Annotated in this window: 22 protein-coding genes; 11 read left to right on the top strand and 11 right to left on the bottom strand. The window is 42.2% G+C overall.

Annotation, left to right across the window (positions count from 1 at the left end; genetic code table 11):
• Positions 1-8: 8 nt before the first annotated feature.
• Positions 9-929 (bottom strand): TIGR01777 family oxidoreductase, encoded by a 921-nt coding sequence (locus MKY17_RS03675; protein ID WP_098370645.1) that lies wholly within the window; start codon positions 927-929, stop codon positions 9-11.
• Between the two features lie 125 nt (positions 930-1,054).
• Here MKY17_RS03675 and recX point away from each other — a divergent pair, with 125 nt between their 5' ends.
• Together recX and MKY17_RS03685 are read left to right on the top strand one after the other, a co-directional pair.
• The gene (gene recX / locus MKY17_RS03680) at positions 1,055-1,852 is read left to right on the top strand and encodes a recombination regulator RecX (protein WP_098370607.1); all 798 of its coding nucleotides are present in this window, start codon (positions 1,055-1,057) and stop codon (positions 1,850-1,852) included.
• A gap of 75 nt (positions 1,853-1,927) precedes the next feature.
• Positions 1,928-2,239, top strand: a complete 312-nt coding sequence (locus tag MKY17_RS03685) for a YfhH family protein (protein WP_034305394.1) — start codon at positions 1,928-1,930, stop codon at positions 2,237-2,239.
• A gap of 42 nt (positions 2,240-2,281) precedes the next feature.
• Here the strand turns inward: MKY17_RS03685 and MKY17_RS03690 are convergent, their stop codons facing one another.
• Positions 2,282-2,437: a small, acid-soluble spore protein K gene (locus MKY17_RS03690; protein WP_098370608.1), complete on the bottom strand. Its 156-nt coding sequence runs from the start codon at positions 2,435-2,437 to the stop codon at positions 2,282-2,284.
• Positions 2,438-2,550: 113 nt separating this feature from the next.
• On the opposite strand from MKY17_RS03690, the gene MKY17_RS03695 reads away from it, so the two are divergent.
• Positions 2,551-2,817, top strand: a complete 267-nt coding sequence (locus tag MKY17_RS03695) for a YfhJ family protein (RefSeq protein ID WP_098370609.1) — start codon at positions 2,551-2,553, stop codon at positions 2,815-2,817.
• A 56-nt stretch (positions 2,818-2,873) separates the two neighbouring features.
• On the opposite strand, the gene MKY17_RS03700 is transcribed toward MKY17_RS03695, so the two are convergent.
• The gene (locus MKY17_RS03700) at positions 2,874-3,851 is read right to left on the bottom strand and encodes a metal-dependent hydrolase (RefSeq protein ID WP_098370610.1); all 978 of its coding nucleotides are present in this window, start codon (positions 3,849-3,851) and stop codon (positions 2,874-2,876) included.
• 206 nt (positions 3,852-4,057) lie between these two features.
• Between MKY17_RS03700 and mutY the strand changes: the two genes are divergently transcribed.
• Both mutY and MKY17_RS03710 read left to right on the top strand, forming a co-directional pair.
• A complete protein-coding gene (gene mutY / locus MKY17_RS03705) occupies positions 4,058-5,176 on the top strand; it encodes an A/G-specific adenine glycosylase (RefSeq protein ID WP_098370611.1) in 1,119 nt (372 codons plus the stop codon).
• A 49-nt stretch (positions 5,177-5,225) separates the two neighbouring features.
• Positions 5,226-5,495, top strand: a complete 270-nt coding sequence (locus MKY17_RS03710; protein ID WP_098370612.1) for a hypothetical protein — start codon at positions 5,226-5,228, stop codon at positions 5,493-5,495.
• A gap of 81 nt (positions 5,496-5,576) precedes the next feature.
• Here MKY17_RS03710 and MKY17_RS03715 read toward each other — a convergent pair whose 3' ends face one another.
• Positions 5,577-5,801, bottom strand: coding sequence for a hypothetical protein (locus MKY17_RS03715; RefSeq protein ID WP_076371141.1), 225 nt, complete (start codon positions 5,799-5,801; stop codon positions 5,577-5,579).
• Between the two features lie 67 nt (positions 5,802-5,868).
• Between MKY17_RS03715 and fabL the strand changes: the two genes are divergently transcribed.
• The 5 genes from fabL (at position 5,869) to MKY17_RS03740 (ending at position 10,165) form a co-directional block, all read left to right on the top strand.
• Positions 5,869-6,618, top strand: a complete 750-nt coding sequence (gene fabL, locus MKY17_RS03720; protein ID WP_063234820.1) for an enoyl-[acyl-carrier-protein] reductase FabL — start codon at positions 5,869-5,871, stop codon at positions 6,616-6,618.
• A gap of 81 nt (positions 6,619-6,699) precedes the next feature.
• A complete protein-coding gene (locus tag MKY17_RS03725) occupies positions 6,700-6,975 on the top strand; it encodes a gamma-type small acid-soluble spore protein (RefSeq protein WP_098370613.1) in 276 nt (91 codons plus the stop codon).
• A gap of 162 nt (positions 6,976-7,137) precedes the next feature.
• A complete protein-coding gene (locus MKY17_RS03730) occupies positions 7,138-7,392 on the top strand; it encodes a YgaB family protein (protein WP_098370614.1) in 255 nt (84 codons plus the stop codon).
• 233 nt (positions 7,393-7,625) lie between these two features.
• Positions 7,626-8,156, top strand: a complete 531-nt coding sequence (locus MKY17_RS03735; RefSeq protein WP_063234823.1) for a DUF402 domain-containing protein — start codon at positions 7,626-7,628, stop codon at positions 8,154-8,156.
• A 260-nt stretch (positions 8,157-8,416) separates the two neighbouring features.
• Complete coding sequence (locus MKY17_RS03740) at positions 8,417-10,165, top strand: ABC transporter ATP-binding protein (RefSeq protein WP_098370615.1); 1,749 nt, start codon at positions 8,417-8,419, stop codon at positions 10,163-10,165.
• A gap of 89 nt (positions 10,166-10,254) precedes the next feature.
• Here the strand turns inward: MKY17_RS03740 and MKY17_RS03745 are convergent, their stop codons facing one another.
• The 5 genes from MKY17_RS03745 to MKY17_RS03765 form a co-directional block, all read right to left on the bottom strand.
• Positions 10,255-11,175 carry a DMT family transporter gene (locus MKY17_RS03745; RefSeq protein WP_098370616.1) on the bottom strand — a complete coding sequence of 307 codons (921 nt, stop codon included), beginning with the start codon at positions 11,173-11,175 and terminating at the stop codon, positions 10,255-10,257.
• Positions 11,176-11,467: 292 nt separating this feature from the next.
• Positions 11,468-11,815: a hypothetical protein gene (locus MKY17_RS03750; protein ID WP_098370617.1), complete on the bottom strand. Its 348-nt coding sequence runs from the start codon at positions 11,813-11,815 to the stop codon at positions 11,468-11,470.
• A 13-nt stretch (positions 11,816-11,828) separates the two neighbouring features.
• Positions 11,829-12,359 (bottom strand): NAD(P)H-dependent oxidoreductase, encoded by a 531-nt coding sequence (locus tag MKY17_RS03755; protein ID WP_063234827.1) that lies wholly within the window; start codon positions 12,357-12,359, stop codon positions 11,829-11,831.
• Positions 12,360-12,377: 18 nt separating this feature from the next.
• Positions 12,378-13,997: a DHA2 family efflux MFS transporter permease subunit gene (locus MKY17_RS03760; RefSeq protein ID WP_098370618.1), complete on the bottom strand. Its 1,620-nt coding sequence runs from the start codon at positions 13,995-13,997 to the stop codon at positions 12,378-12,380.
• Between the two features lie 40 nt (positions 13,998-14,037).
• Entirely contained in the window at positions 14,038-14,676 is a 639-nt protein-coding gene (locus MKY17_RS03765) for an HlyD family efflux transporter periplasmic adaptor subunit (RefSeq protein WP_098370619.1), read from the bottom strand.
• Between the two features lie 365 nt (positions 14,677-15,041).
• Between MKY17_RS03765 and MKY17_RS03770 the strand changes: the two genes are divergently transcribed.
• Positions 15,042-15,455 (top strand): MarR family transcriptional regulator, encoded by a 414-nt coding sequence (locus MKY17_RS03770; RefSeq protein ID WP_076371209.1) that lies wholly within the window; start codon positions 15,042-15,044, stop codon positions 15,453-15,455.
• A 57-nt stretch (positions 15,456-15,512) separates the two neighbouring features.
• Here the strand turns inward: MKY17_RS03770 and MKY17_RS03775 are convergent, their stop codons facing one another.
• Complete coding sequence (locus MKY17_RS03775; RefSeq protein ID WP_098370620.1) at positions 15,513-16,604, bottom strand: aromatic acid exporter family protein; 1,092 nt, start codon at positions 16,602-16,604, stop codon at positions 15,513-15,515.
• 326 nt (positions 16,605-16,930) lie between these two features.
• Positions 16,931-21,403: a glutamate synthase-related protein gene (locus MKY17_RS03780; protein ID WP_098370621.1), complete on the bottom strand. Its 4,473-nt coding sequence runs from the start codon at positions 21,401-21,403 to the stop codon at positions 16,931-16,933.
• Positions 21,404-21,616: the final 213 nt, after the last annotated feature.

Below are 21,616 nucleotides of genomic sequence, written 5' to 3' on the forward strand. Positions count from 1 at the left end.
TGACCCTTTCATACGTGAGAATCTTCTTTTAAGATATTTTGTAAAGCTTCTTTAAGGGTTGGAAAGGAGAAGGTGAATCCTATCTCTTTAAGTTTAGTGGGAAGGACATTTTGTCCTTCAAGCACAAGTATGCTCATTTCCCCTAGCAGTTTCTTGAGGAAGAAGGGAGGTACGGGTAACCAATGGGGCCGGTGCAGGACAGCTCCTATCGTTTTCCCGAATGTATCCATTTGAACGGGGTTCGGTGCCGTAAAATTGACTGGACCTTCTATCCGTTGATCGTTCATGCAAAAGATGATTGCACGGACCACGTCATGGATATGAATCCAGGAAAGCCACTGATTCCCTTTGCCCATCTTTCCACCGCCGAGAAGTTTATAAGGGAGAACCATCATTGGCAGTGCGCCGTCTTTTTCTCCCAGAATCACCCCGAATCTTGTTAGGACCAACCTTTTACTGTAAGAGCGTGATTTAGCCGCTTCCTTTTCCCATAGTTGAACAGTACGGGCCAAGAAATCATCACCAATGGATTCAGAGGTTTCGGTAAAGGTCTCATCTTCCGAAGTACCATAATATCCGATTGCACTTGCATTAATAATGAAGGACACTTTATCGGGCAGTATGGAAATGATCCGGTTCATCTCTTTGGAGGCTTCGACCCTGCTCTCGACAATCCGGCGTTTTCGTTCAGGTGTCCAACGCCCGCTGTTCAGGGATTCACCAGCAAGGTTTATGAAAGCATCAAGCCCCGCCAAGTGCTTTTCCGGCTTTGCGTCCTTGGTCAACCAGCCGATATATGTCAAATTAGTCTGTTTTTTAAATTTTTCGGGATGACGTGTCAAAATATATATATCATGATTTTCTTTTGATAATTCATCAATAAGGGCTGTGCCGACAAAACCGCTTCCACCAGCAATGGCAATTTTCATGAAAACCACTTCCTTTCCCTTTCTTTCCTTCACTTTAACATGCCCATGTTCTTTTTTCATTTTTAGACATGCTATATATAGAAATGGTAAACGTAAAGGGGTAAAGTAGGGGTGGGGGTGGATTTATGCCAAACATAACAAAAATAACAACCCAAAAGAAACGTAAAGATCGTTATAATATTTTCGTTGACGAAAAATATGCCTTCAGTGTAGATGAAGAAGTGCTATTGAAATTTCATTTGAAAAAGGGCATGGAACTTGATGACCTGATTTTGGCTGAAATACAATTCCATGATGAAATCCAAAAAGCATTTACCGATGCACTTAATTATTTATCATATCGAATGCGCTCGGAATCGGAAATTCGCCTTTATTTAAAAAAGAAGGAGACGGAAGAGCCGATCATTAAAGAAGCGATACATAAACTATACAGCTTTAACTATTTAGACGACCTTGAATTTGCCAAGGCTTACGTACGGACCCATGTGAATGGAGGCAATAAAGGGCCCACTACCCTTAAGCTCGAGCTTAAGGAAAAGGGGGTGCAAGAAAAGTTGGTTGTCGAGGCATTGAAGGAATACCCCTATGATATTCAGATTGATCATGCAAGGAAACTAGCTGGAAAAGCGGTCAAAAAGGAAAAAAACATTTCCGAACGGGCTTTAAGGCTGAAAGTTGAACAAACCTTGTTACGGAAAGGTTTCCCTAGAGATGTCATCCATGAAGCAGTTGAAGATGTGACGGTTGAAAAGGATGAAGATGAACAATGGGATTCTCTTTGCCACCATGCCGAAAAAATGCAACGCCGATATAAAAACCATGAAGGCTTCGAATATGAACAAAAAATGAAGCAGGCATTATACCGAAAAGGTTTTCCAATAGAATTGATTGAGCGTTATCTTTCCAATCCTGATGGGGATTAAGTGCATCGATAGCCAAATCACTAAATTTTGTTTAATATAGAAGTAAATTAATATTTCATTTAAGGAGTCATATATATGAGCGACGTAAGATACAGCAAGTTGTCCGCCTATGAACTACAACAGGAAATTGCAGCGTTGACTGAAAAAGCGAGAAAAGCAGAGCAATTGGGAATGGTTAATGAATACTCCGTATTGGAACGAAAAGTGACGATGGCCAAGGCCTATTTGTTAAATCCGGATGATTTCAAAAAAGGTGAAATATATCAAATTGACGGAGATCCCGGAGTCTATTTCAAAATTGATTATATGAACGGCGTATTCGCCTGGGGTTACCGCTTAGGCGGTAGCGGTAAGGAAGAAGCACTTCCGATTTCAATGCTGAAATAAAAAGGAACCGGGGAAGAAACCCGATTCCTTCTGGTGTACCTGTTAATTCGATCTCTCGTTTGATGCTTTCATTCTTTCTTGAGGGTGTGTATTAATACTGCCATCTGCACGCTTTGAAGCATATCTTGCCTTTGCACGAGGCTCGCCATGGAATTTATTATTGTTTTGGTTGGGGAATCCTTTTTGTTTATTTCGCAAATTTTTCTCCTCCAAGCATCAGATTAAAGAAAGAAGCGTTTCCGCTTACAACTAGTATGGGTATGGGACAGTATAGTTCATTCTGTAAAAATATTGGCAATGAGGTGGTTCTAATGAATGATTACCATGAAAGATTAACCAAGATACTGCTTGAGAAAAATGAACACATCACGTATGAGCAAGCTTTGACTTGGGTGGAATTATTATGGGAAGATTTCGAAGCGACCTATGCAAAGGCTGGGCATGAATATGCCGGAGAAGAAATGACATCGCGTGTTGTAAGGACCTGGATTGATAACTACGGCGAGCAATTCCACGAATTCATTGCAAAGAACCCTAAATATCGACAGTTATTAAATCAGCAGAATCGACTGCATTAAAAAAGCTGATTCCAGAGAGGGTTCCCTGGAATCAGCTCTTTTTCAATATACAGCGATTACAAAATAATATTCAATTTCTTCTGCAGTTTCGCTTCGCTAAAGATCCAGCCGGTATAAGAATTCAAGATATTCAATTCGCTGTCTAAATGGACCACTGCCACAAACGGGTAATATCCATTGCTTCGGTATCTTAAATCGATAAAACGGACTTCATAATATTCTTTTATCTGTTCAATTTCAAAGCGGTAAACCGGGGAAAAGGACAGAAAGGCTGCCAAGTTGATATCCTTCTTGGCGGCTTCGAGAATTTCACTTTCAGGTAATGGCACTCGATCGAACGTATCAAGTATCGTCACATATCCATTATCGGCTCGTGCCACATAATAATTCTTTTCGGTAATAACCGCAATTTTCCAGCGGTGAAAACGCATGGTCGGTGATAAAAGAATTTTCCTTGCTCCAGGAATTTGCCGTCGGACCACTTTTTTTATAAAAGTTTGTTCCCTGAATCTGGAAATGTAGTAAATGACGAGTATTCCGTAAATGGAAAGAAATAAATAGCCTGGAGGAAATCCAAAGCCCCATAATATCAGGCCGGCAACATGTATTCCAAAAATGAACGGATCAAATGTATTGATGACCCCTAAAGCTACCCATTTTGATGAAATTGGCCTAAGAGCCTGGGTCCCATAAGCATTGAATATATCCACGAATACATGAAGGAATACGGCTAAAAAGGTCCAAAGCCAAAGATGAAGGTAATTTGCTTCAGGTATGATGGCGAAAAGTGCTCCGCTGATAATCAAGGGCCAAAGTAAAACAGCGGGAATGGAATGCGTGATTCCACGGTGATTTCGAATATATACAGCGTTATTCCTTAATTTTAAAACGGTGTCAATGTCTGGAGCTTGTGATCCCAATATTGTACCTGCTATGACTGCACTTGCAGTGACTGGGCTCTGCGCAATGACAGGATCTAATGTGGCAAGACCTCCAAGAGCAATTCCCATGACAAAGTGAGTACCTGTATCCAAAAAACTAACCTCCCTGCCACAATTTGAAAAAAATGGTCTTCTCTCATCATACCGTATTTATATATTAACCATCAAATGAATAAAATTTTTACTTTTTTCCATGCCTGTTACAAATAAATGGATATGAACATGATATTAAAAAAAGAATGACCTACTATAGGTATTCCCCTTTTTGATAAGAGTTTAACATCTTTGGAGGAACTGATGTGAAAGAAATAACGATCCCGACAATAGAAAAAATAAAAATCGAAGAATTTCAAAAAGATTTGGTTTCCTGGTTTCTCGAAGAACAAAGAGAATTGCCATGGAGGGAAAATAAGGATCCATACCGTGTTTGGGTTTCTGAAATAATGCTGCAGCAAACGAGAGTGGACACGGTGATTCCTTATTTCAACCGATTTGTGGAATGGTTCCCAACACTCGAGGATTTTGCTAATGCCGATGAAGAGAAAATCCTAAAAGCATGGGAAGGGCTGGGATATTACTCACGTGTAAGGAATCTGCATAGTGCCGTTCAGGAAGTGAAGGCATCATATAATGGAATCGTACCGGATGATCCCGAGGAAATTTCAAAATTGAAAGGTGTCGGCCCTTATACAGCTGGTGCGATTCTTAGTATCGCATACGGCAAGCCTGAGCCAGCTGTTGATGGAAACGTCATGCGTGTTTTATCAAGGATATTGATGATATATGAAGACATAGCAAAGCCAAAGACTAGAAAAACATTCGAAGCTGCCGTCAGAAAGCTGATCGATCATGAACATACCTCTGCCTTCAATCAAGCCTTGATGGAACTTGGAGCATTAATCTGCACACCAGGTAAGCCTGCCTGCCTATTATGTCCCGTTCAAAGTCATTGTCTAGCATTTGAATCCGGGGTTCAGTCGGAATTGCCGGTGAAAATCCAAAAGAAAAAAACACGGGATGTACCAATTGTAGCGGCCGTTTTAACGAATGAAAAAGGTGAATTTTTAATTCACAAGCGAGCATCAGAAGGATTGCTTGCAAATCTTTGGGAATATCCGAACTTCGAAAACCATTCATCCCTTTTGCATAAGCGGGAATTCTTCGAGAGTCGGTTTCAGGAAATGTATGGCGTCAAACCTGAAATCACTGAATCGCTTGTGAGAATTGAACATGTTTTCTCACATCTCGTTTGGAAAGTGGACACATATATTGGAGTGGTCAAAGATGCCATCAGTGAAGAGACACTTAGAGAACAGCAACTTAAGTGGGTGAGTGAAGCAGAGATGGAGGAGTTGGCATTTCCGGTTTCCCACCAAAAAATGATGAAGGCGTATAAAGAAAAAGAACGTATTGAATAAAGGCTCTCATTTGGTTATGTGGTAATATAAGGGTATTGGGGGCGTGGAAATGAGGATAGTCATTCAAGCATTCATGGGTTCAATCATCATTCATGCTTTATATTTTGGGAGTGCGATAATGGTGGGGTCCATAAAAACGAGCCGATATAAACCGGACATTGAAAATGCATGGGAACAAGCAGGGGCGCTCCAGAATGAAACAGTATTCGGTAAGGTAATTTCACCTTCTTTATATTCGTTAACATTCTTGGGGACAGCCCTGATTTGCGCAATGGCTATAACGTCTTATAATAAAATTGTGATTAAAAAAAGGCGCTAGTGATATTGGGAGCATGAAAGAGGATATCCGCTAAGATATCCTCTTCCATTTGTTGATTTTCAAAGCCATATCCGTATAGAATCAATCGTAAAGGGTTTTCGTTCCATGAGTATAATCGGCTTCCTGCCTGTTAAGTCCGCCTCTATTTTCAATTTCTTTGACGATTTCGCTATGGATACTCTGTCCTTCTTGGTTTAAATAAGGTACCATTTGTTGAAGGGAGTGATGAAAATAGGCAAGTTCACTATTTTCCCAATCCGATTTTTTCATCATCGACAACTCTGTCATATCACGTCCAACATACATAACAGTAACACTCCTTAAAAAATGATTTTTAATACTCGGTGTTTACTCAGAAAGGATGAATAAACGAATGGAACAAAAAGTGGCACTCGTTACAGGTAGCAGTAAAGGTTTAGGTAGAAGCACGGCAATAAGGCTTGCAGAGGAAGGTTACGACCTCGTTATTAATTATGCCCGGAGCAAGTCAAAAGCATTAGAAGTGGCAGCCGAAATTGAAGCGTTGGGGCGTAAAGCTCTTGTAGTTAAGGCAAATGTCGGTGACGTTGCGAAAGTGAAAAGCATGTTCGAGGAAATCGATGCTTATTATGGACGTTTGGATATTTTCATCAATAATGCGGCTTCAGGAGTGCAGCGTCCGTTGATGGAGCTGGAGGAATCCCATTGGAACTGGACCATGGACATCAATACAAAAGCCCTCCTTTTCTGTGCACAGGAAGCGGCGAAATTAATGGAGAGGAACGGCGGGGGGAAAATCGTCAGCATCAGTTCACTAGGGTCCATTCGTTATTTGAAAAATTATACAGCTGTTGGAGTTTCCAAAGCTGCGCTTGAAGCCCTGACAAGATATTTAGCGGTCGAATTAGCTGCAAAAAATATTTGTGTCAATGCCGTTTCAGGCGGTGTGATCGATACAGATGCCCTGAAGTCTTTCCCGAATCGGGATGAAATGCTTGCCGAGGCGGCAGAACAGACTCCGGCTGGACGGATGGTCGAGGTGGAAGATATGGTGAATACCATCCTGTTTTTAATTTCCGATGGAGCCAGTATGATTCGTGGACAAACCGTAATAGTTGATGGAGGCATTTCATTGCTTGTTTAATATAACTGGAAAAATTTAAATGTTTTTAGTTGGATAACACTCCTGGATAATGGTTATCTTATTATCGTGGAGGTGATATCAATGGCTAAAAACATGAATAAATCACAAGCAGGTACTAATGCTCAACAAGTGAGACAACAAAACGCGCAATCTCAACAGGGTCAAGGACAATTCGGTACAGAATTTGCTTCTGAAACTAACGTTCAAGAAGTGAGACAACAAAACGCGCAATCTCAGCAAAAAAAGGGTCAAGGTCAAGCACAAGGCCAATACGGTACAGAGTTTGCTTCTGAAACTAACGTTCAAGAAGTGAAACAACAAAACCAAAAATCTCAAAGCAATAAAAGCCAAGGCTAATCGCCGATGAAAAGCATCCTTCTTTATGAAGGGTGCTTTTTTTTTGCCTTTCATTGGATTCGACAAATGTTACGTCGTGTTTACATTTTATGTCAAAGGAAAAAACGGATAAAAATAGAATATACATACTATAGAAAAAATACAGATTAGGAAGGTGCATTCATGGAGGAATTTAACCGGCTTATAAACAACCAGTTGAAAACGATGGATAAGCTTTTACTTTTACAATCCGAAATCGAAAGATGCCAAGATATAGAGAAGCAACTCCTTGCCCTGGAAGAGGAGAGTGAAGCAGTCACCATTCAGGAAGATATTCAACTCAAAAAGCAGGAATTGAAAAGTATCCATGATATGTTCGAGAAGCAAACGGAAGAAGTCATCCGTTATTTTCAGCAAGGACAGGCTGCCATACGATAAATAACCGGCTAATTTCTTAGTTAAAATGGGTGGATGGTCAGACTTTTTCGACTTATTTACACATTTTCACTGGGAGATTAGCCACTTTTGTTTTAAATTTATGAATAAATCGCTATAATATAGGAATATAGGGTAAATGGAAAAAAGTATATATTTTCAAATTCACACAACACTGCAAACGGAATAGGGCACAGTACGCTGTCAGGGTGTCTATAGAAAGTAGGGAGAGATAAATGGGGATTGTTCCTGCCGAAGGAGGAAAAATCCAAATCCATAGCTATAAACATAATGGACATATCCATCGTATCTGGGAAGAGACGACCGTTTTAAAAGGGACCCAAAATCTGGTGATAGCAGCGAATGACCGTACTATGGTAACTGAATCAGATGGAAGGACTTGGATTACGAGAGAGCCGGCGATTTGCTATTTTCATTCAAAGTATTGGTTTAATGTTATTGGTATGTTGAGAGAGGACGGGGTTTATTATTATTGCAATATCAGTTCGCCGTTCACATACGAATCGGGAGCATTGAAATACATTGACTATGACCTGGACATTAAAGTATTCCCAGATATGACGTTTAATTTGCTGGATGAGGATGAATATGAAAGGCATCGGAAAGAAATGAATTACCCGGATGCCATCGATTCAATATTGAAACAGAACGTAGACTATTTGATTTATATGATACGCCAGCGAAAAGGACCATTCTCCGCAGAGTTTATTGATAGTTGGTATGAACGCTTTTTAACCTATCGATGATAGAAAAGGCCTGCTGCATAATTGGCAGGCTTTTTCATTATGTATCATGCCTACTATCTGATTCAATCTTTCAAGAATGCAGGAACCATTAAACCTCCTATAAATGGTTATGAAAGTTAGTGAATGAAAATCCTTTTGATAGTTAATCATCGAAAAGGAAAATATAATTGCATATAAGATATAAGATATAAGATTCCAAATTGACTGTTATGGACTATTTTTATCATTTGGATTTAATGATTCAGAAAAGGAGGAAATCCGTGGGGAGCATTAAGAGATATTTGCAATTCGTCAAACCATATAAATGGCAGATAATCGGGACGGTACTGATTGGATTGCTAAAGTTCGCGATTCCGCTTTTGCTTCCATTGCTCAGTAAGTATATAGTGGATGACATCATCGGAAATGGTGACCTGTCCAAAGCCGTGAAGTCCGAACGCCTTTTATGGGCAATGGCCATCATGATATTCATTTTCGTTGCAGTCAGACCGCCGATTGAGTATTACCGTCAATATTTCGCTCAATGGACCGGAACGAAAATCTTATATGATATTCGTAATGATTTATTTACTCATATACAGAAACTGAGTTTTAAATATTATTCCAATACAAGGGTGGGCGAGGTCATTTCAAGGATGATCACGGATGTGGAACAAACGAAGAACTTTGTCATTACGGGTCTGATGAACCTTTGGCTCGATATCGCAACGATCATCATAGTGATAGTCATCATGTTTACGATGGACGTGAAGTTAACCATTGTATCCATCATCATGCTTCCATTTTACGCATTTTCGATTAAGCATTTCTTCGGCAAGCTGAGAACCTATACAAGGATTCGGTCCCAAGCGTTAGCGGATGTACAGAGTCACCTTCATGAACGGGTTTCAGGGATGTCAGTCATCAAAAGCTTTGCGATAGAGGACAGGGAACAGGAATTGTTTGCGAAGCAGAACAAGAATTTCCTCGATAAGGCCCTAAAGCATACGAGCTGGAATGCTAAGTCATTTGCTGTCGTGAATACGATCACGGATATTGCCCCCCTGCTCGTGATAGGATTTGCCGGCTATCAGGTCATTCATGAACAATTGTCACTGGGTACCATGGTTGCTTTCGTCGGTTTCATAGACCGGCTATATAATCCCCTAAGACGTTTAGTTAACTCTTCGACGACAATGACCCAGACATTGGCGTCCATGGACAGGGTTTTTGAGTTTGTGGATGAGAAGTATGATATCGATGACGAACCAGGAGCGAAAGAGCTGAAGCATGTGGATGGCCGAATAACCTTTCAGGATGTATCGTTTGCTTATGACGAGAAAGAGGCACCCGTTTTGAAACATATAAATTTGGATGTTAAACCAGGGGAAACCATTGCACTTGTCGGGATGAGCGGCGGAGGGAAATCCTCCATCGTCAGTTTGATTTCCCGTTTCTATGATGTAACGGAGGGAAGGGTATTATTGGATGGGACGGATATCCGTAAATATCAAGTCCGCAGCCTAAGAGATAAAATAGGAATGGTTCTACAGGATAATATCTTATTTAGTGAATCGGTTAAGGCCAACATCCTTATGGGACGGCCCGATGCAAGTGATGAAGAAGTATTTGAAGCGGCAAAGGCGGCGAATGCCCATGACTTCATCATGGGTTTAAAAGAAGGATATGAAACGAAAGTCGGGGAGCGGGGAGTTAAATTATCCGGAGGCCAAAAGCAACGGGTGGCCATTGCGAGGGTATTTTTGAAAAACCCGCCAATCCTTGTTCTCGACGAAGCCACATCCGCATTGGATTTGGAAAGTGAACACTATATCCAGGAGGCGCTGGATATTTTGGCGAAAAACCGGACCACCATCATCGTGGCACATCGACTATCAACCATCACCCATGCCGATCGGATCGTTCATATCGATAATGGGGAAATTACGGAAATGGGAACACACGAAGAACTTATGAAAAAGCAAGGGCATTACTACAACCTATTTCAAGTGCAACAATTGGATGCTTAAGGAGAAAAGGAAAAACAATATACAAAAGAAAGACCATTCCGCTAACGGGAATGGTCTTTCTTATTCTTATCCGAACTGGTGGATAAACGTTATGAAATCCTTTTTTCATGCAGCGTTTTTTTTCTGTCAGGAAGGAATTGCGGCAGATGCTTTATTCCCTCAGGCAAGGCGATGCCGACGATGATCAAGCACATCCCGAACCATTGCAGTGACGTAACCTGTTCATTCAAGAAGATGACGGAAACGACCATCGCTGAAGGCAGCTCTGCTGCACAAAGAATCGTTCCAAGCCCGACACCCACTTTCGGCAAACTGACAGCAAAGAAAAAGAAAGGAACTAAAACACCCAAAGTGCCGAGCAGCAGACCGTAGTACCATAGGTTCGTTTGGACAAGATTCGTCACAAGTGTGACGGGATTAGTCGTGAATACAGCAGTCAGCATGGCACCCGTTGCAATGAAAAACAACCGTTTCATTGAAGATTCCCCAACTGCGAATTGAGAGTTGCAGTACATATACAGCGCAAAAAGCAACGCAGACAATAGTCCGAACAATACGCCTTTCAGGCTTAGGGCGGATAGAGGCTGACCAAAGATCGCCCCCGCCAATAATGTACCGATGAAGAGAACGAAAATGGCAATGAGTTTATTTTTATCCGGGCGTCTTTTATTTAAGAAACTTTCTATAAGGACGCCTATCCAGGTAAATTGAAATAAAAAGACAACGGCAATCGAAGCGGGAAGCTCGGATACGGAAACGGCATATGCCTTTCCGACGAAAGTGGACATCATGCCCGTGATTAAAAGTAATCCGGCACTCTTCCATGAAACTTTATATTTAAACGAAAAAAGAAATAACACGGAGACAATCAGCCAACCGACGAGGTATTGACTGCCGACCAGTTCTCCAGAAGAATGGCCATCCATGAATCCAAACTTGATCATCGTGGATAATGTGCCATATGAGATCGAACCGATTAAGACCATTATGGAATACTTCAAAAGTTGCATGTTTTTCACCCCTGTAAAAATAAAAATCGCCACCTGCCAAAAAGGCAAGTGACGAACGAAAAAAGGAAAACCTTTTAAAATTCCGTCTCTCAACAAAAGCTGAGTTTAAAAAATTGTTTGTGTTGCATTACCTTAGCTTAAAGTCTTTGTGAATATTTGTCAACCAGAAAAATAAGTTAAGCCTGCAGTTGATCTTTAAGCTAAAGGTGGCGGCAGAGGTCGAAAATGTTTCTTTCATGCATAGTAATTGAAAACCCCCAAAGAGGCGAATAGCCGAATGGGGGGATGTGTTTCAGTCACGATTTTCCTGGAAGTCTTCCAATGTACCACGATATTCCGCGTCTTTCATTTTGCGAAGATTAGGCTTTTTTTCTGCAGTTGGCTCATCATTTGGCTTTAGATTGTGAAGCTTGGAAAGAGCCAAACGATAATCCTGATCTTTCATTTTCAATTCATCATTGTCTGTTGGGGAGATGATTTCGGTAACGGAATCATCTGCCGAAGAGAAAGAGGACTCTTCCAATGAGTTCTCTTCCTCGATCCCCGGCGGCTTATCTTCAGGTGATAAGGCTTTGATATTGAACGTGATTAAGCCCGTAACCGCTAATATGGCAACGATGATAATTAGAATTATGCCCATTGAATCAAGCCTCCTAGAGCTCGTTTATGAATGAACGAGTGACATGGGCTACCCGTTTTCCTAATGCTTCTCCAAGCTGCAAGTCATTTTTGGTGATGTTGTCATCCACACCGGGTGGACAGCTTATCCCTACTCCATAGTAGGAACCATATAAGGCGTTTTCCGGGACAGTGCCGGGTAAGCCCACAATGATCATTCCTTGGTGAAGCATTGGGGTGATTAAGTTCAGCATGGTAGCCTCGAGTCCGCCATGTACGGTGGCGGTCGTACAGAATACAGCACCCACTTTATTGATCAGCGCACCTTCCGCCCATAGATACCCAAGTTTATCAATCCATGTTTTCAAACTCGAACTGATGGTGCCGAAATGACCGGGACAGCCCCAAATGATTGCATCCATTTCCTGAAGCTTATAAACATCCGCCTCGTTTACATGGTCAATGAGAACCTCAGCCCCAGGAACCGCAGCTGCTCCTTGAGCTATTGATTCGGCAAGTGCTTTCGTATGGTTACCTTCACTGTCGTAAACAACATAGATCTTCATTTTTATTCCCCCATTTAGTTAAACCGATTTTTTTACTGGTGAAGGAAGCAAAGGTACATCCAAATGTTCCTGTTTAGCTTTTTTCATTGCTTTGTCTTTCCGAACGTCACGCAAAAACAGTGAGAGAACGATACCGACAATTGCGAAGCCTGTTGCCCAAAAGAATGCATCATTGATTCCCATCACATTTGCTTGACCCTGGATTTGTGAAGAAATCAGCGACATGGCAGTTTCCTGTGCCTGTTCACTAGTTTGATTCATCGAACTCATGATGGATTGGACGATTGTTTGGAAATTCTGAACAAAACCGGGATCACTCGTACTCATTTCCGTTCCTAAAGCAGTTCCATGGAAAGAAGCACGGGTAGTATAAATGGTCGTCACGAAGCTCGTACCAATGGCTCCGGTAACCTGTTTCAGCGTATTGCTCATTGCAGTACCATGTGTATTCAAATGCTTAGGAAGCTGGTTCATCCCTGCTGTCATGATCGGCATCATCAGTAAAGACATTCCAAGTGCGCGGATGGCATAGATGATGACCAAAGTCGAATAGGTAGTTTCCGTAGTCAAATTAGCAAATTCGAAGGTTGTGACAGCAGTGATCGCTAAACCAAAAAGTGCTAATGGACGAGGACCGATTTTGTCAAATAATGCTCCTGAAATGGGTGACATCACCATCATCACAAGTGCTCCGGGTAACATCAATAGACCGGATTGAACTGGTGTGAAGCCTCTTAAAGTCTGCAAATATATTGGCAATAAGAATATCCCAGTAAACATGGCCACTGTGACGATGGCGGAAATGATATTCGATAATACGAACATGTCATACTTGAATACACGGAAGTCGAGCATAGGTGTTTCCGATTTTAGCTGTTGAACCACAAATAGGGTCAATAGGATCAGCCCGATGATGATCGTTCCCAGAACGATTGAATCCGTCCAGCCTTTGGAACCTGCTTCACTGACACCGTATAGTAATGATGCAACTCCTAGCAAGGATAAAGAGGCGCCCAATAAATCCAATTTGATTTTCTTTGGTTCTGCTACATTATGCATGCTTAAAAGGGCAAGTATTATGACTATCATGCCTAATGGCACCATTGCGTAGAACATGACCCGCCAGCTATATTCCTGAATGACCCAACCTGATAAAGTCGGACCGATGGCAGGGGCAAACATAATGGCCAGTCCGAATATCCCCATTCCTTTCCCGCGCATTTCCGGAGGGAAGATGAAAAGGATGATCGTCATGACCAATGGCTGAAGGATCCCGCCGCCAGCCGCCTGGATCAGCCGGCCTGTAAGGATGACGGGGAAATTAGGTGCAATGCCGCATATGAATGTCCCGACAGTGAATAGAAACATGGCAGCAAGGAATAAAATCCGCGTGCCAAACCGTTCTATTAAAAAAGCGGACAGTGGGATCAAGGCTCCATTCACGAGCATGAATCCAGTTGATAACCATTGAATCGTAGTCGCGGCTACATTGAATTCTGCCATCATCCTCGGCATGGCGACACTAAGCAGAGTTTGATTCAAAATGACCATGAACAAACCTAGCATTAAGATAATTAACATGGGGGCAAACTGTTTCATTCCCTTGTTTTCATTTACTGAGATGGTTTGAGAAGCCATTTATTGAAAAGCCTCCTTTCTGTATAACTGTGTAGCCGGTTTATTTAGTTGAAATTTTCACTTCTGCGTTCATTCCAGGCAGAACTTTATCGGATGGTGCTTTGATGGAAATTTTAACTGGTACTTTTTGAGTGACTTTCGTATAGTTTCCGCTGCTGTTTTGATTGCCCATCACTGAAAAGACAGACGTTGTGGCATAACCGATCTGTTCCAATGTACCTTCGAAAACAGTATCGGGATCTCCATCGATGATAATATCGACGCTGTCACCCTTTTCGATATCCTTCAATTTATTTTCCTCAATATTAGCCGTTATGGACAGATCATCCATATTGATGGTCTGAGCTAGCGTTTGACCCGCTTGAACAAGCTGCTCATCATGCACTTGTGTTTTAACGATTGTACCTTGTGCTGCGGTTTTTACTGCTTCTTTTCCATCTAAGGTGGTTACATTGGCAACTTGGTCATTCTTACTTACACTGTCTCCTTCGTGTAAGTCCCAATCTGCTAATTTACCGGCAGCGGGGGCAACGATGGTATATAGCTCTCCCGACACTTTCGCTTCATCCGTTTTAATGAAATTCGTGCTTTCATAATAGTAATAAGCCCCACCGGCTAATACCGCTACAATAATAACCAAACCAATGACATTGATTAAAACTAAACGTCCTCTATTCACTTGTTTCGCCTCCAAAAGTATTGATGATGTATTCCCTTTGATTAACGTTCATTACCAGACTGGATAACGCCTCCTATTCTAAAGTTTATTTATTAATTTTAATAAATATTAATTTTTATAAGTATTAATATTATAAGTAAAGAGTTTACCAGTTTAATTATTTTTTGTCATGTAATTTATTCGGAAAAATAGTGGGAAATAAATACAGAGGAACGGTAAAAATTTGAATTTTTTTTAGTTTTAAGGATATATGGAAAGTAAATTTGACAATGGAATGGCATTTAATTAAATTTAAGAGGTAGGATTGTCCTATATAAGGAGTGAGAAGGCTGGAATTTAAATGGGAAGTAACTAATAGTATAGAAATGCAGATTTTTCGGATTAGGAAGAAGCTTAGGGCCATCGTAGCAAAAAATCTTCAGCCTTATGGATTAACGTCGCCTCAGTTTTTCATATTATTGATATTGAAAAAAGAGGGGTCGATCAAATCGACCAAGCTGGCTGATTTCTTAACAGTAAAGCCAAGTGCGATTACCGTTTTTGTAGATAAGCTGGTCGAAATGGATTATGTGAAACGGCAGCCATCAGAAAAGGATCGCAGGGTCATCAATCTTGAATTGAAAGAGGCAGGGGAAGCGATTTTGGGGAGAGTCCTTGCGGATCATAACCAATTGATGGGCAAGAACTTCAACTCATTCTCGGAAGATGAGCTGCAGGATCTTTTGCAGAAATTGGATACGATTGAAAAGGCTGCTGATAAGAACCTTTTGGATGATTGAATGAGGAGCCTGCTCGAAATAGAGACGAAAAAAGACGGTTCCCGGGAACCGTCTTTTTTAATCTTCTTCATACTGGACAGATAATTCGTTATCTTCCTTATGGAAGGACTGGAAGCTGACGATCAGCTTTTCAAGATGCTCCAATTGTTCGTCATATTCTATGACTGCAGAAATCAATGGTACAAGGCGGGCAGAGAGATGGCCCAGATTATCATGCATTTCGTCCACTTGATTTTGCTGTTCGAAAAAGTGGGCGAGCAGCTCTTTACGACTTAGACAATCCTGGTCCCAATCTTCAATCTCGTCGATGGACTTGATTTTTTCGATATGCAGTAATATCAATTGTTCATGCTTGCGGATCAAGGAATCAAGCTGTTGTAAGATGCTCCGTTGGAAATCTTCAGGCATTTGATATACTTCATTCTCGAATTTATGGACTCTCTTCAAGGTTTCAAACGCTTTTTTTGTCGTTATGATCATCTGCCGATAAACGACAAGCTTTCTTGCTTTAGCTACACTGTTCTTCTTGAAATATTCCCGTTCCTCTTTGTACATGGAATAGATATGTTCCAGATCGAGTAACTCCGCCTTCAATCGGCTGATGTCTTTTTTCAATAAAGTGTGTTCTGTAGCATGCCTTGTGCTGATTCTGATCCATTTCAAGATGTCTTCCGTTACATCTGTAATGCGTGTATAAAGCTTTGCTTCGTACTTTGGAGGAATGAAAACCAGATTCACGATGAAAGAAGAAACGATACCGAGCAAAACGGATGAGAGACGAATAAAGGCAAAATTCAGGAATTCCCCTTCCTGGCTTTCCATGATGGCAATGACCGTCACGATGGAAAGGACAATCGTTTTATCCATTTTCAGTTTTAAATTGATGGTTATGACAACCATTACGGCAAGACCGATTATAAAAATATCATTTCCGAACAACAAAACGAAGGAGACAGCAACCAATGCGCCGATGATATTTCCTTGAACTTGCTCCAACACCGTTTGATATGAACGGTAAATGGTCGGCTGTATTGCAAAAATTGCAGCAATCCCAGAAAGGACAGGAGCAGGAAGATTAAGCAGTTCCGATAGATAAAGCGCTAAAACAATTGCTATTCCTGTTTTGAGAATGCGGGCACCAAACTTCATATATGGGTTAATCCTTTCTTTGTGTTGTAATGGATCGTGGTAAGAAAAGGCTCTATTTATATATAGGCTTTTGCTTAAAGTTGTATTCTAACTTATTTGTTAGTACTTTACACTAAAATAAGAAGATGTAAACAAAAAGTAATATACAGGATTTTCCTTAGAGTTACAATAGTTAAAATCAAGTTTAATATATAAAGAAACGATAGGCAATTTGTTGATTGTTTTCAACTGTGTTTTTCCATCGTTTAAAGACTATTCCTGAGGTATATGACTGGAAAAGGCTGATGCTCGAATTGAAGAGCATCAGCCTTTTTTAATTTTCGGCATCACTCCGTGGATACGGCAGGATCCGCCTGTTCTTTAACTGGAACGACCTGAAGGAAGTGCTCTCCAGGATTTTGAAGCAGTGTCTCTAAAGAGGCCGCTTCTTCGGGTTGGCCATGATCTTTCAAGAGGGCCGTGTATTTGCCCAGAAGTTCAGCCACATCCTGCAGGCCTTTTGCGGATAGGGGCTCAATGGAAATCTTTGCCCCTTTCGCAACCCGTTTCTTAATGACCTCTTTGGTTAATCCAGATTCGGGCTGTTGCCGTAAATAAACGACACCGCCTGTCATCCCTGCGCAAATCCATGGACCGGGATCACCCAGAACTAAACCTCTTCCATTTGTCATGTATTCAAAAGCGAATCCCTTAATATTGGAAGTTACCGCAATATTACCGTTTTCCTTTTCAGGAAGTGGTTGTTTCAATAATCCCCCAATGATCATATCCGCTCCGGAAAGCCGGATTCCCGCCCTGGCATCGGCATCGCCTTGGGCAATGAGGAGACCATGCTGTGCACCGTAACCAAAGCCCTTACCGACGGAGCCATTGTAGAACTTTCCATCTTTTCCTGGAGATTTAAAGATGGCAATATTACCGCCAATCGATGTTTTGCCAATGCCATCCTGGGCACCGCCATTCACGCTGATTGAAATTCCCTCCGTATTGTATGCCCCAAGTCCATTACCCGGGATGGAACCATCCTGGTAGGATAGGTGAACGGGAGGAAGTTTTTTGTATGATCCATCCAATCTGCCCCTAACGCGGTGACAGGACACCCTGCTGCCGAGTACACGCTGCTCGGAAGTGATCGAGCTATAGCTACGGGATTGCTGCAGATCATCTACATGCGAATCAAGATATTCAGCGCCAACAGCTACCTGCATGGAGCCTTCATTCAAATATGCCGCCGTTTCTTTATGGGAGAACGGTGTTATATCCAGGTTTTTCAATAAATAGGTTAAATCCAATGATTGTTGACCTTTAACTTGCTGTAGCAAATCGGAACGTCCGACGATATCCTGAAGATTCTTCACCCCAAGTGACCCAGTCAAAGATTTGAGCTCTTTTGCAAATGCACTGAACATATTCGTTAATCCTTGAACGGCTAAATCAAATTTTCGTGGAACAAAACGGCGCAGTCCATGTTCTTTCGCCTGCGCTTCCGATTCAATTTGGGTGGCGATTCCCACATGGCAAGTATCAAGGTGACATCCGCGGCACGTTGTACAGCCGACGGCAATCATCGAAAGGGTCCCAAAACCTACACGGTTTGCACCAAGCAGCATTACCTTCAATACATCCATCGAGCTTTTTAACCCACCGTCAGCCCAAATTTCAACATTCTGTCGGATACCTGACTCAAGCAGCGCATTATGGGCCGCTTTAACACCAATCTCAACTGGTAGACCGACATGTGCGAGTGCATGGATCCTGGCAGCACCCGTTCCGCCATCAAAACCAGAAAGCGTTATGATATCGGCCCCCGCTTTTGCGACACCGACAGCAATCGTACCGATGTTTGGAACGACTGGTACTTTGACGGCAACTTTCGCTTTGTCATTTGCCGTTTTTAACTCATGGATCATTTGGGCCAAATCTTCAATTGAGTATATATCATGGTTATTGGAAGGGGAGATCAAATCGGAACCGATTGTTGCATTTCGGGCTTCTGCGATTTTCGCTGTGACCTTGGAACCGGGAAGGTGACCGCCTTCACCTGGTTTTGCCCCTTGCCCAATTTTAATTTCCAATAGATTTGAAGAGTTCAAGAGTTCTGCATTGACCCCGAAACGGCCGGAAGCGATTTGCTGTCCGCGGGATTTCGGGTACTTGCCCAGCATATCCTTTATTTCCCCGCCTTCACCATTCATGCTGATCATGCCTAACCTCTCGGCAGCTTCCGCATAGGCCCGGAAAGCAATCTCATTTTGTGATCCAAAGGACATGGATGCTATGACGAACGGCAATTCCTGTTCGCCGACCGAAAGACTGACTTCTTCAGAAGGGATGGAAGCATCTGAAGTTTTTAATGATGTCAAGTGGCGGATCGTCGTAGGATTGGATTCTTCCTGTTCGGTGATCTTTTCGCGATAAGCATCATAGTCCCCGGTTGAAGCAACTTCTCCAATAGACTTCCAAATCCTAGGGAACAGATGGAAGGTCTTACCCATCCGTTCTTTTTCATTGCCGTAATCTTCCGCCCGCTGGATGGCATCTGCCTTGATTTTATCGAAATTATAGTCCAGATCATTGGATCCGAAGAAGTTAGCCACATTTAAATATTTCGCGATTTCCTCATGTAAACCGATGCTTGAGAAAAGTCTTCCATAGCCGCGCAGCTCATGAATGCCAATGGTCGAGATGACTTTCTCAAGCCCTTTCGTCAAGGAGTTATATAGATTGGTAACCCCCTTGATGTCATCTGAAGATAAGGAAAGGAACATATAATAGGGGCTGATTAAGTTGGCCCCAAGACCATAAGAAACGATGATATCATGCAATGACCTTAGCGATGCTGAACGTAAAAGGATGGAACAATCACGGCGCTTGCCTGTGCGGACCAACGCTTGATCGACGGCTGAAGTGACAAGGTGGGGATCAAGCCAAAGGTTGCCGTTTTGATGGGCAAGGGCATCATCCAGAACGAGCAGCGTTTTTCCTTCATCCACTGCATTGACACTTTCATCCGTTATCCTGGTCAAGGCAACCGTGATGTTTTCAGCCTCATTGAACGTGCATGAAATGAAGTGCACGAGTTTTTGATCTTGGTTATATTTAATGAACTGATCATAGCTTGGCTGCGATACGATTGACGAGCACTCATAACCCGTTGATCCTTCAATCAATAAGGGAGTCAGCAGCTCCGTGACATTTCCCGCCTTATTCGCTTCGAATAGGGAAGGACGTTTTCCGATGATGGTTCTTGTTGAGAAGTGCTCGGTTTCCCGGTCCCGGTCGATCGCTGGGTTAGTTACAACGGCCACACTTTCCTTGATGAAATCAGCGATGTTGGTCCGCTGGGGATTAAGTGCTGCCAGTGGCGCATCGTGACCAAGTGAACGAATGGGCTCAGCGCCTTTTTCGGCCATCTGTTCCACTAATTGTACATGCTCCCTTTCCCACCCAAAGGCTTTATATTGACCATTATGAATGGCTTGCGTGTTTGTCATGGAGATAACCTTTTCAAAAACTTGGGGCTGTAAGCGGACTCGGTCATTGGAAAGGACGAAACGATCATTGAAGAGTTCAAATACTTTATCCTGGTAATCCTTGTATGTGTACAATTCAATGCGGTCGCCGTTCCATTTCAAACCGATTTTTTCCCCTGGACCCATCGGTTTCGGATCTCCGGTATATTCACTGGAAGGGATGATTCCTGGTTCGGAAGTGAACATGTAGGATGATTCCGTTTCAATATTCCATAGTGGGCGCAAGCCTAAAGAGTCGACAGAGAACACGGCTTCATCGCCGAAACGGGAGATGATGCCTGCCGGACCTTGTGCAAAATGACCCCATGCTTCCCTTAAATACGTATATAAGTCTTGTAAGTGCTCGGGATATTCCTTGATTTCATTGATGATTGGCGGAAACATAAGATCGACAGCTTCAAATAAAGAGTAGCCATGACGGCAGATGAAAGTCTCGATCGTCTTGTTTAAATCCTGTGAGTCGCTTCCATCTTTAGCGATGGGAACTCCGATCATTTTCGCTTCATCACGCAATTTGGCGATAGTATTGATTTCGCCATTATGACCAAGTACACTGAAAGGCTGGACCCGGAAGAAGCTTGAGAGAGTATTAGTTGAAAAACGATTATGTCCCAGTGTCATGGTGGAGGCAGCCAAAGGGTCTGCAAGATCAAGATAATAGGCAGGGAGCGTATCCCCCGCACCCATCACTTTGTATACCGCATGATGCTGGCTTAAAGATGCAACATGGATGAAATCACTTTTTTCGATGTCGGTAGTCAGCTCAAAAAGAACATTTGAGAGCTCCTGGTTGTTATTGATGGTGGAGGAACAGGCAAATTGCCAGAACACTGGGTCTTCTTGAATGGCAATCGGTCCCAATGCCTCGGAGCGGTAGGCTTTATCCGTTTCGAATATCAATGAGAGACCATGCTGGAGCAGTTTCTCCTTGACTTCGATTTTTAAGTCGTTAGCTTCTGTTTTTTTGCTTAAAAATAAGTGGCCGACTATGAAGGAATCTTGATCGACGATGCTTGAATCGACGTTTACCGCTTCAAGCTTCTTTTTCCAAAGAGCCCGGGGAATATCGATATGGATGCCGGCGCCATCGCCCTCACCATTGATGAAGCCGCAGCGATGGTTCATTTTAACCAAGGCGTCGATACAGGCAAAGATGTTTTCGTTAGTAGGGATTTTCTTTTTTTCGATGCAGGAAACGATACCGCAGGCATCATGTTCTTCCTTGTGAAATTCTTTGAATGTAGCAGGTGTCCATTGTTGGGCCATATATGTGGCTTGAATAAGGTTTCCCTTATTCTCTGCCTTTCACCTCCTGTAGCATGTGTTTAATGGGGGAAATATTAGTAAACCCGAACAATAGTCCAAGTTTTGATAGATTGAAAGAAAGTGTATAAATGTATATAAATGTATCCATATCATATCATTTAAATATTCAGAAATCAATTTTTTATACAATGGGATGGATGCTGTGATTGATGG

The sequence above is a fragment of the Peribacillus sp. FSL P2-0133 genome, from assembly GCF_037975445.1.
Taxonomy (GTDB): Bacteria; Bacillota; Bacilli; order Bacillales; family DSM-1321; genus Peribacillus; species Peribacillus simplex_E.

What these genes read in the sequence shown, in the direction of transcription:
- MKY17_RS03675 (WP_098370645.1), bottom strand. Translation starts at nt 929, where the DNA reads ATGAAAATTGCCATTGCTGGTGGAAGCGGTTTTGTCGGCACAGCCCTT.
- recX (WP_098370607.1), top strand. Translation starts at nt 1,055, where the DNA reads ATGCCAAACATAACAAAAATAACAACCCAAAAGAAACGTAAAGATCGT.
- MKY17_RS03685 (WP_034305394.1), top strand. Translation starts at nt 1,928, where the DNA reads ATGAGCGACGTAAGATACAGCAAGTTGTCCGCCTATGAACTACAACAG.
- MKY17_RS03695 (WP_098370609.1), top strand. Translation starts at nt 2,551, where the DNA reads ATGAATGATTACCATGAAAGATTAACCAAGATACTGCTTGAGAAAAAT.
- MKY17_RS03710 (WP_098370612.1), top strand. Translation starts at nt 5,226, where the DNA reads ATGAGGATAGTCATTCAAGCATTCATGGGTTCAATCATCATTCATGCT.
- MKY17_RS03715 (WP_076371141.1), bottom strand. Translation starts at nt 5,801, where the DNA reads ATGTATGTTGGACGTGATATGACAGAGTTGTCGATGATGAAAAAATCG.
- fabL (WP_063234820.1), top strand. Translation starts at nt 5,869, where the DNA reads ATGGAACAAAAAGTGGCACTCGTTACAGGTAGCAGTAAAGGTTTAGGT.
- MKY17_RS03725 (WP_098370613.1), top strand. Translation starts at nt 6,700, where the DNA reads ATGGCTAAAAACATGAATAAATCACAAGCAGGTACTAATGCTCAACAA.
- MKY17_RS03730 (WP_098370614.1), top strand. Translation starts at nt 7,138, where the DNA reads ATGGAGGAATTTAACCGGCTTATAAACAACCAGTTGAAAACGATGGAT.
- MKY17_RS03735 (WP_063234823.1), top strand. Translation starts at nt 7,626, where the DNA reads ATGGGGATTGTTCCTGCCGAAGGAGGAAAAATCCAAATCCATAGCTAT.
- MKY17_RS03745 (WP_098370616.1), bottom strand. Translation starts at nt 11,175, where the DNA reads ATGCAACTTTTGAAGTATTCCATAATGGTCTTAATCGGTTCGATCTCA.
- MKY17_RS03750 (WP_098370617.1), bottom strand. Translation starts at nt 11,815, where the DNA reads ATGGGCATAATTCTAATTATCATCGTTGCCATATTAGCGGTTACGGGC.
- MKY17_RS03755 (WP_063234827.1), bottom strand. Translation starts at nt 12,359, where the DNA reads ATGAAGATCTATGTTGTTTACGACAGTGAAGGTAACCATACGAAAGCA.
- MKY17_RS03760 (WP_098370618.1), bottom strand. Translation starts at nt 13,997, where the DNA reads ATGGCTTCTCAAACCATCTCAGTAAATGAAAACAAGGGAATGAAACAG.
- MKY17_RS03770 (WP_076371209.1), top strand. Translation starts at nt 15,042, where the DNA reads ATGCAGATTTTTCGGATTAGGAAGAAGCTTAGGGCCATCGTAGCAAAA.
- MKY17_RS03775 (WP_098370620.1), bottom strand. Translation starts at nt 16,604, where the DNA reads ATGAAGTTTGGTGCCCGCATTCTCAAAACAGGAATAGCAATTGTTTTA.
- MKY17_RS03780 (WP_098370621.1), bottom strand. Translation starts at nt 21,403, where the DNA reads ATGGCCCAACAATGGACACCTGCTACATTCAAAGAATTTCACAAGGAA.